10 protein-coding genes are annotated in these 9,244 nt (G+C 58.3%); 7 read left to right on the top strand and 3 right to left on the bottom strand.

Annotated elements, in window-relative coordinates; translation table 11 throughout:
• Positions 1-48 precede the first annotated feature (48 nt).
• Positions 49-204, bottom strand: coding sequence for a hypothetical protein (locus HIJ39_RS19715; RefSeq protein ID WP_169102756.1), 156 nt, complete (start codon positions 202-204; stop codon positions 49-51).
• A gap of 187 nt (positions 205-391) precedes the next feature.
• Here HIJ39_RS19715 and HIJ39_RS19710 point away from each other — a divergent pair, with 187 nt between their 5' ends.
• From HIJ39_RS19710 to HIJ39_RS19700, 3 genes are all read left to right on the top strand, one after another.
• Positions 392-2,137 (top strand): S9 family peptidase, encoded by a 1,746-nt coding sequence (locus tag HIJ39_RS19710; RefSeq protein WP_169102755.1) that lies wholly within the window; start codon positions 392-394, stop codon positions 2,135-2,137.
• A gap of 73 nt (positions 2,138-2,210) precedes the next feature.
• On the top strand, positions 2,211-4,220 hold the full coding sequence (locus tag HIJ39_RS19705; protein ID WP_169102754.1) for a helix-turn-helix domain-containing protein: 2,010 nt from the start codon (positions 2,211-2,213) through the stop codon (positions 4,218-4,220).
• A gap of 218 nt (positions 4,221-4,438) precedes the next feature.
• Positions 4,439-4,576: a DUF3096 domain-containing protein gene (locus tag HIJ39_RS19700; RefSeq protein ID WP_169102753.1), complete on the top strand. Its 138-nt coding sequence runs from the start codon at positions 4,439-4,441 to the stop codon at positions 4,574-4,576.
• Here HIJ39_RS19700 and HIJ39_RS19695 read toward each other — a convergent pair.
• Together HIJ39_RS19695 and HIJ39_RS19690 are read right to left on the bottom strand one after the other, a co-directional pair.
• Positions 4,573-5,751, bottom strand: coding sequence for a DNA glycosylase AlkZ-like family protein (locus HIJ39_RS19695; RefSeq protein WP_169102752.1), 1,179 nt, complete (start codon positions 5,749-5,751; stop codon positions 4,573-4,575). The genes HIJ39_RS19700 and HIJ39_RS19695 overlap by 4 nt on opposite strands.
• Positions 5,744-6,973, bottom strand: coding sequence for a GAF domain-containing sensor histidine kinase (locus HIJ39_RS19690; RefSeq protein ID WP_169102751.1), 1,230 nt, complete (start codon positions 6,971-6,973; stop codon positions 5,744-5,746). The genes HIJ39_RS19695 and HIJ39_RS19690 overlap by 8 nt, the downstream gene beginning before the upstream one ends.
• Before the next feature lie 84 nt (positions 6,974-7,057).
• Here HIJ39_RS19690 and HIJ39_RS19685 point away from each other — a divergent pair, with 84 nt between their 5' ends.
• The 4 genes from HIJ39_RS19685 to HIJ39_RS19670 all read left to right on the top strand — a co-directional run bounded on the left by HIJ39_RS19685 (position 7,058) and on the right by HIJ39_RS19670 (position 9,238).
• Complete coding sequence (locus HIJ39_RS19685) at positions 7,058-7,501, top strand: response regulator transcription factor (RefSeq protein ID WP_169102743.1); 444 nt, start codon at positions 7,058-7,060, stop codon at positions 7,499-7,501.
• 89 nt (positions 7,502-7,590) lie between these two features.
• Complete coding sequence (locus HIJ39_RS19680) at positions 7,591-8,583, top strand: pirin family protein (protein ID WP_169102741.1); 993 nt, start codon at positions 7,591-7,593, stop codon at positions 8,581-8,583.
• Complete coding sequence (locus tag HIJ39_RS19675) at positions 8,564-8,809, top strand: hypothetical protein (protein WP_243239834.1); 246 nt, start codon at positions 8,564-8,566, stop codon at positions 8,807-8,809. The genes HIJ39_RS19680 and HIJ39_RS19675 overlap by 20 nt, the downstream gene beginning before the upstream one ends.
• A 147-nt stretch (positions 8,810-8,956) precedes the next feature.
• Positions 8,957-9,238: a hypothetical protein gene (locus HIJ39_RS19670; RefSeq protein ID WP_169102739.1), complete on the top strand. Its 282-nt coding sequence runs from the start codon at positions 8,957-8,959 to the stop codon at positions 9,236-9,238.
• Positions 9,239-9,244 lie beyond the last annotated feature (6 nt).

Raw genomic sequence — 9,244 nt, 5'->3', positions numbered from 1 at the left:
ACCTCCAACCAAGGATTTCCCTTACCGTACCATAACCTTCCGTGATTATCACGAATTAAGGAATGGTTCTACTAGAACCCCGATTGCCGGCCCCAGGCGGGCTGGATGAATGGCATGGCGAAATAGGAGCAGAAAGACCGCTGATGCCGCATAAACAGTAGCCAGCAGCAGGCCGCCAAACTGCACAATGCTGGGACCCGTCATTTACCCGCCGCCTTTTAACAATTTCCGCTAATTTCGACAACGGCGGAAAAACTCCTGCCGTGAGAACCCTGGCCCGCGTTCAAGCTCCGGTTTTCTCTTTGGGAGCATCGCCCCCTGGCAGGGAAAAGTTCGGATTGTCCCGAAAAGAAGTGGATAGTATGTAGTTCCCGGGGAGAACGGTGATGACATGAGTCGTGTGCCCAGTGTGGCGCCTTTTGGAACCTGGCAATCGCCCATTTCCGCACATTTGGCGGTCGAACGGACTGTACACTTCGTGGAAGCGGAGTCGGATGCAGGCCATATCTATTGGATTGAGGAGCGAGCCCAAGAAGATGGCCGCGCCGTCGTCATGCATGAATCACCGGATGGGTCAGTCCATGAGCTCCCCCCACCGTGGAGCGCTCGTTCGAGCGTGTATGGCCAAGGTGGCGGGGCGATCACCATTCACCAAGGCATTCTCTATTTTGTCGCAGCACACGATCAACGTATTTATCGGGTATCTCCGGGACTTTCGCCAGTTCCCGTCACCGCTGAAGGCCCGGTCCGTTTCGGGGGGCTTGTCTCCGATCCGCACCATAACCGCCTCATCGCTGTCCGTGAAGTGCTAACGGGCGGTCGATGGCGCTGCGCATTGGTGTCCATCGACTCGGATCCATCCCAGCCGTGGGGGCGGCCGTTGCTGGAAGGCGGGAAAAGACTGTCCCGCGTCGCCCTAAGTCCAGACGGAACAACCATCGCTTGGATTCAGTGGCCGGAGAGTCAAGATCCCCGGAGCAGTTCCGCTTTAATGAAGGCGGCGGTTGGGGATGATGGGGGTCTCTCCAATCCCATGGTGGTCTCGCACACGGAGGAGGAATCGGTGGGTCAGCCGCTCTGGTCCCCCGACAACCACCTTTTCTTTCTATCGGACAAAAATGGGTGGTGGAACCTCTACGAATGGGATGGCGGAATGTCCCGCCCTGTCACCGCGCTCCATAGCGACTTCGGTGATGCTGGTCTTCCCTTGGCCCAGCAAACGTACACATTTCTGAACGCCGAACGCTTGATAGCCGCCTATTGGCTTGATGGTCGCGCCAAACTGGTGAGCATCGATCGGAAAAGCCGCGAGATGAGTCATCTGCCTTCCCCGTTCAGCGCGATTTTCCACCTGAAAGCGGCTAATCAGGGCGTGCTGGTGCTGGCCGCTCAAGACCAAGTGCCTGGCACGGTATCGTGGCTCAATATCTCCAGCCAGCGCTACCGCACGGTGAGACGGGCACCCGTTCTTCCCGTAGACGAAGGGGAAATCGCCGTCGCCGAGCCCGTCACATTTCCCCTCGACAATCGCCAGCTCGGCCACGCTTTTTATTACCCTCCCCGCAGTGCCGACTACATCCCCCCGGAAGGCGAAGACCCGCCAGTGATTGTCCGTCTGCATCCCAGGTCGCAGGGGCGCAGCGACGTGCGCTTCTTGCCTGAGGTGCACTTTTGGACCACCCGAGGATTTGCTGTCGTCGATTTTAATTACCGCGGCAGTACGGGTTATGGACGCGCGTATCGCATCCCGTCTGCCAATCCCATGCACGACTTAGGCGCGCTCATCCGCTTCTTGGCCCGCCATCACAAGGCCGATTGTGAACGTGTAATTCTCCACGGATTTGAAGAGGCCGCGGCCCTCATTATGAAGCCGTCAACCTCCGGTCGTGGTTTTCGGACAGGCAGCATTATGGCGGAGGACGGCCCACCGACAGACGCCGCCTGCGACCTCCCGATGCTGTGGATTACCCCAAACGCCATCCAGACCCTCGGAGCGGTCCCCGATGTCGGCACGCCAACTGAACATCTGAACGGCCGAGCCCAGTGGCAGCAGCGGGTCTTAGAGAGCCAATTGCGCCTTTATGCACAGGTGTTGGGGATTCGTCTGCCGCTCACGGTTCGACATCCGCGCCACTAATGCAGGAATATCGGAAATTTTCCCAGAATGTAGCCAATGACTATCAAAATATAAGCGAACAAGAGGGATGGTTATGCAGCCGTTGTCCGAACACATAGCCGACGACCGTTCTCAGTTGTTCGTCGGGCGCCAGAACGAATGCGATTGGGTCAGGACCTGGCTTAGGTCCTTCGATCCGCCAACCCAGATTGTGGCCATCACCGGCATGGGCGGGGTTGGGAAATCCACGCTGTTGGCCCGCCTCCTCGAAATCGGCCAGACGCACCACGCCATCACCGTATGGATTGACGCCCGCACCTGCTATCGAACGCCCCGGAGATTTCTTGAGTCCCTGCCCGATCGCTTTCAACACTGGCAGCGAATGACCGGCCCACGCCCCCCGTTAATGTTGGCCATCGACAACTATGAAGAATTAGATGTGCTAGAGACCTGGCTCAAAGAGGTCTTTCTCCCGGGCCTTCCGGCCACCGGGGTCTTATTGCTGCTGGCCTCGCGACCGAACGTGTACGCTCCCTGGGTTCTCGACCCCGGATGGCAACGGCGTGTGCATCTGTGGCCTTTGGGCGACTTCAGCCCGGAGGAAACAGAGGACTATTTGTCCCGACGTCAATGGCCAGCCAATGACCTAGCCGTTGCGCGGCGCTTGGCGGAGCGCCACCCTCTGTCATTAGCCGTCTTGTCCGAAGCCCGGCGCCGACGTCCTAGCACTAATCCATTGGAACTTGAAGCCTTGGTACGCGAATCGCTGTCGGTGCGACTTCTTCGCGAAGTCACCGATCCAGATTTGGAACCGCTGGTGGAGGCGTTGAGCCTCTTGCGCGACGCCGATTTAACCAGGCTGGAACGCGTCTTAGAGACCCGCATCAGCCCCCGCCGCTATGCCGCCCTCAAACGTCTTTCATTTGTCAAACGCACAGCCATCAACACGGTGAGCCTTCACGACTTGGCCGTGACGCATTTGTTTCGCGATTTCCAGCAGCGCGATCCGAAGCGGCTCGATCACCTCCGCCACCGTGCAGTTCAGGTACTGCTAGATGAATGGGACCAAAGCGATGCCGGCAAGCGGGGGGCGCTGGCCCAGCATCTCCTCTGGGTGTGCCGTGATGTCCTGCAAGAAGGGACTCATTATGCCGATCTCACCGATGCCGCACCCGAACTAGAGGTCAGCGGGTATCGAGCCAGCGATTATCCTTGGCTTCGCACCTTGATTGCCGCCTGGCCGCGGCAGAGTCTGCCCTTGGCGCCGCCGGAGGCCCTCGCCCTGTTCGATATCATTGCCGATCAATTTCCTTCCGCCATCCGCGTCACCCGTGAGGCAAGCGGCCGGCCCGTAGCCGTATTTGTCGCCCTTCCCCTGTACGACCGGACTCTGGAGCTTATCCGGGCGTTCCACCCGGTAGTGGCAGACCGTCTGCTCGCATTCGATCATGCCATCGGTCACTCCGGGTCCGAGGATGCCAACACACTCTTCAACGTGTTATCCGGATTTGATTTTCAACAAAAACGATACACGGCTGAAACGCTCTTAGGCGTCGTTGCCCGCGATCAGCTGTCGTTTCAGGTTGGCGTGTTGGGTCTCTTAATCCTCACCAATCCGGACTTAAAAGCGTTCCTGAGACGCTTAGGCTACCAAAGTCAGCCGTTCCCCGTCAGTCATCCCCCGGTAGCCGACGAGGAGCTCTTCATCCTCGATTTGAGGCATCAGCATTTCGGCGCCTGGATCCAAAGTCTATTGCGGCAATTGAGGCCAACCCACCCCGGTATCCGTGTTGAGGACGTCCGGTACGTCCTCGACCACTGGAGTGATGCCCGAAAGCTTGGGGCTGGCGCCCTCGCTCAGCGATTGCAGTTGCCGGCCGAGGACCTCCGCCAGCTGATTCAAGAGGGCTTGGCAGCGGACCCGCCCGCACCCCTCACTGCCCGCGACGCGCGGGTATTACAGGAGACCTTTTTCTCCGGTGATCGGACTGTCTGGCAGCACGCGGAACGTCTACATGTAAGCCGTGCCACCTATTACCGATACTTGGAGAAGTCTTTGACCCATCTGGCTACCTGGCTGGAATCTAAAATGAGACGTTTCTGAGACACCCAAAAGTCAGCTATCCGTTAGTCTTAAATCAATGACTTAACAAAATATTTATTTGATGGAAAGCTCACGGCAAACAGGGCGCAGCCTTATTGTCGTGAGCTTTGTCTATTAATCAGTTGGGAAGATACTTGACGAAGGCTGTATTTGGATAGGCCCATCAGGACAGACAGCCGCATAGGATACGGTAATAGGACAACAAAGGAGGATTCCCTATGCGTCTTGACATTGTGTCGTTAGCTGCGATTATCGCCGGCGTGGTAGCCTTATGGCAACCCCGCCACTTCCGCATGGCGGTGGGCATCTATTTGCTCATAGTGGGTGTTCTGGGTCTCGGCGTCATCCGCGTCTAGACCCTTCGCACCCCGTTGGCCCCGAGCCGCTTTGCCCACGCTTCCAAGGCCCGAGTGACATCGTGAGAGAGGCGCGGCGTCACCCTTGTGCCGGGCTCCCACGCCCAATTATGAATCACCAGCGAAGCCGTGGCCCGCTCCAGTTCCGGATCCATACGTCCCACCAGCCGGTCCCCTATCAGGATGGGCATCGCATAAACACCAAAAGTCCGGCGCTGGGGCGGAACATAGACTTCCCACCGGTAGTAGAAGGAGAAAAGATCTGTTAGACGGTCGCGATCCCAGAGAAGATTGTCCAGCGGTGGAAGAAAGCGCACCGACCGATGCCATCCCCGTTCGCCCGCTTGCCATTGTTCAAGCTCCATGAGAGATTCCGAACGAAGAAAATAAGGCCTGTCCACTCCTTCAATCGTCACCCGGACAATTTGTCCCGCATCCTCTAATTGCTTCAGCCGCTCGCGCCGCCAGGCCATAGGCCGACCGCTCCAGCCCAATCGGCCGCTTTTCGAGTTGACCAGCGCATAGGCACGAAAATACTTGTCGAACAAGAGCCGATCCGCTTCCTCCGCGTCGATGGCACGGGCTTGATCCAACAACGGAGCGGGCACTCGGCGCTCAGGCAAGTCAAATCGGCGCGTCACCCCTTGCCGACCCGCAATCACGAGGCAGCCCGCATCATACAGCAGATTCAACACGTGGGAGGTCGCCTTGGTTCGGGCTTGATCGCTGTCCCAATACCCCAACACGCGGCGGTCGGTGGCAAAGTCGCGGGCCATGAGTGCGCCTTCCCGTTCGATGCGGTCCAAGACCTCCCGAACCACCTCCTGATGACGGGTCAGTTCCTCCTTCAGCCGAAGACGAAGGCGCTGCCGCACTCCTTCAAACAGAGGATAGTCGTCCATGGGCAGGACCGATGCCTCTTGGGCCCGATACTCGAACACCTGGCCGGCCGCCAGCAAATCATCCAGGTCAGACGGCTCATAGCCAGGAGCGCGGGCCATCAACGCTAAATCCTGGTTGCGCCCGACCCGGGCCACCGGGTCAATTTGCACGGCCTCCAACTGACGAATGCGTTGCGCTAAGGTGAGTCGCCTGGATGGGCGCGCCACCCCTAGCTGCAGTTGATTGAGGAGAAACCGAGCCCCCGCAGATCGCGATACGGTCAATTCAGCCACGAGATGTCGCCCCCCGCTCTTGAAAGGCGCGGTGCAAATACTCCCGAAGCGCGCCCTGGGGTACGATCGTGGCTCGGACGATGGTTCCCGTCCCCACCTGCGAATGAATTGTGAGAGTCCCCGAAAACTGCTCCACCCGGGCCCGCATCAATGTGAGGCCTAAATTGTCCTGCACCTCGCCGGGATGAAATCCCAAGCCATCGTCAACCACACATACCCCCACCTTATCGGGCCGTACGACTAAGCGCACTGCCGCATTCCGCGCCTCGCCATGATGATAGGCATTGGCGAGAGCCTCCTCGGCCACGCGATACAACGTCAAGCGCAAATCCTCGGGCAAAATAGGTTCATGAATGTCCGGCCGTTCCACGACATCGGGCTCCAGGCTTACCGATACCGCCATCTCCGGCGCATACAACGCCGCCAGAAACGAGAGAGCGGAGTATACACCAGTGGATAGAATGGGCGGCATCAGCCGGTGGCTTAGCCCACGGACGTCTTCTTCCCGAATGCTGTCCAACTCATCCAGAATGGCGCGCAGCTGATGCTGCAGCGTCCCCTCCGCCATGGTGTCGGCCAGACGCTGGAGCCGGCGCCACGCCAACAACAGCCGCGTTTGAACGCGGCCGTGCAATTCCTCCGCCAGTTCCCGCTTGACGCTGTCCTCGGCGGAAATGAGGCGGCGTTGAACCGCTGTGAGAAGGCGGACATTCTCATCAAGACGTCGGGTCAACTCTCGATTTTCAATGGTGAGCTCCACTTGCCGGCAAAAAGCCTCGGCAATGGTCCGCTGCTGGGCGCTGTATGGCCGCGGCGAGTGAAAGTTCAACGCCCCCACAATTTCCCCGTTCACCCGAAGGGGAATCCCGAGTGTCTGCCGCAACCCCACCACCTCGGCGAGCCGCGACGCGGCACGAGGAACCGTGCCTTGGGCCACCATGGAAAGAGGCATGTCAATCGTCTGGCCGTCACTGTATAAGGCTCGCAGCGTCGCGTTGGCGTCGATGGTCGCCACGACATCCAAAATGCGGCGGCCGTTGGCTAACCGCCGAAACGTGCCAGCAGCCCGTCGAATCCGGGGAACCGAAAAACGGGAGACAGCTAATTGCTTAATGGTCCCCGACTTGGCATCAAAGGCCGTCAACTGAACCCACGGAACGCCCACGGCGTGCTTGGCATTGTCCACGATTTGCTGGTAGAAGTGCTGATCTCCTCGAGTCAATCGAGCGCGTCCTTCCTCGGAACCGGCGATAATTGCCGCCTAGAATCATTGACTGTCGGCTCCTATCGACCCTAATATAAAGGTATGCTGACAAGCCACGCGACACAAGCCTATCGCTTAGTGATTATTGACGACCAACCCGAATTCCTGCAGTTCGCTCGCGAGGAGCTCCAACAATCCGGTGCTTTCAACATTGTCGGTGAAGTGACTGACGGCAACGACGCCTTGGCGGTGATCGAAAAGACTCAGCCGGATGCCGTTCTGGTTGACATTTTTATGCCCGGAAAAAACGGCCTCGAGATCGCGCGGCGTATTTTAGCCGCGTTTCCCTCCATAGTGATTGTGTATCTCAGTGTCGACAATGTCATGCAATACCCAACGATGCGGGAACAGCTCGGTGACTTGACCTTTGTGTCGAAGAAGTGGTTTTCTGAACGCTATCTCCTTGCCATTTTCACTCATTACCGCCGCTCCGGATGGAAGCCTCCCAGTTGGTCTCACCTAGAACCATCCCGCGAACCGAATTAGGATACAACCCCCGCGGATCTCTCACACTTATCTTGACAAGTGGATCGGTTTTGACCGATACTTCTTTTTAGTAAGCAAGGAGGGATCTCATGCCTGCCGTAACTCCCGAGCGCTGGACCGACTTGCCGCGCGTCCAGGAACCGCCGGAATCGGCCATTGATCGGCCGGTGGAAAAGATTGCAACCGCCCCGTCGCTATTGGAAGGCGCCGGTTTCCCGGTACGCCGGCCATGGCCAACCCGAGAAATTGGCTTTCGCGAGGCCGATCCATTTTTACTGTTAGATCATCTCGGCGCGGTGGAATACGCCCCCGGCGAAGCCAAAGGCGCTCCTTGGCACCCGCATCGCGGATTTGAAACGGTCACCTATATCATGGATGGCGCTATGGAGCACCATGACTCGCAAGGTGGCGGTGGCTACATCGCCAACGGCGACACGCAATGGATGACAGCCGGGGCTGGGATATTGCACGATGAGATGCCCCCCGAGGAACTGGTACGAACGGGATGCCTCTTTCACGGCATTCAGCTATGGGTGAATCTACCCAAGCGATTGAAGTGGACCCCGCCGCGCTATCAGAGTTTAGAGTCGCGCCATGTCACTTTGGTTGCCTCCGAGCGGGGCGACAGCCTCTTGCGCATTATCGCCGGCGAGGTGGGAGGACATCAGGGACCTGGGGTGACTTGGACGCCAGTGACCGTCATTCACGCCTCTCTGGAGCCCGGTGCAAAGCTCCGCATTCCCTGGCCCACCCAATATAACGCCCTAGCCTATGTGCTCACTGGAAGTGGCGCGGTCGGACCCAACGGTGTCCTGATTCATGAAGGTCAGGGCGCGTTATTTGGATCTGGCGATGCGCTGACCGTGACCGCGAGCATCCACCCCGAAGGGCCAACGGGACGACTGGAGATTTTACTCCTAGGTGGAGAACCTATTCGTGAACCGATTGCGTCCTATGGTCCCTTTGTCATGAACACCCACGCCGACATTGTACAGGCGTTCGACGACTATCAGTCAGGACGCATGGGGACGGTTCCGGCAACGGAGTTTCGCCCCGCGAGTGATGAACCCGATCACGCGTAAGGTATTGCCCAAGAACTTCGCTTCGGGGCCCCCGTTCCCCGTATCCAACGGCTGGCGTCCCGAACCAGTCACGGTGACAGCCGTTTCCCCACCCGGGGCTGATGTTATTGCCGCCGCCTTGCCCATGGCTGGCGGCATGCGGGTGGTTATATACAATCGTGAGCCCTTCCCCGTCGAGGTCACCTTCATCCCCGTTGTTCCGGCCCCGCCCTCGTGGTCGGCGTGACCGATGCCATGAGGGGTTCCCGGTATCCCGGCAGCCACAGTGCGTGTCCATCCTAAAGAACTTATTTCACTAAATTTGTGTCAAGAGTTGTGGCTATCCGACAGCCGGCGTAGTCTATTAGCAACAGAGTGGACGGAGGGATTGTCGATGCGACGGGTCGAATTAGGCGACGAAGCACTCATTATCCAACTCACCGGCCTCACCATGTTGGAGGCGTTGCAGGGGCGACTGGTCATTCCGTATGAGCAAATTGCCGTCGTGCACGATAGTCTGGTGATTCCGCCGCTTTTGCGCGTCGGCGGCACGACGCTGGGCCCTATTCACGAGGGTCATTATGTGGGCGATCAGGGTTGGTACTTTCTCTCCCTTGAAAAAAGATTTGTTGTACCGTATTTAGGGCCTGAACTGACGCAACTACAACACATGTAGCGGTGG

This window comes from Sulfobacillus harzensis, assembly GCF_012933365.1.
GTDB classification, from domain to species: Bacteria; Bacillota; Sulfobacillia; order Sulfobacillales; family Sulfobacillaceae; genus Sulfobacillus_B; species Sulfobacillus_B harzensis.
The sequence above is the reverse complement of the archived record's forward strand: the minus strand, read 5'-3'. Positions and strand labels throughout refer to the sequence as shown.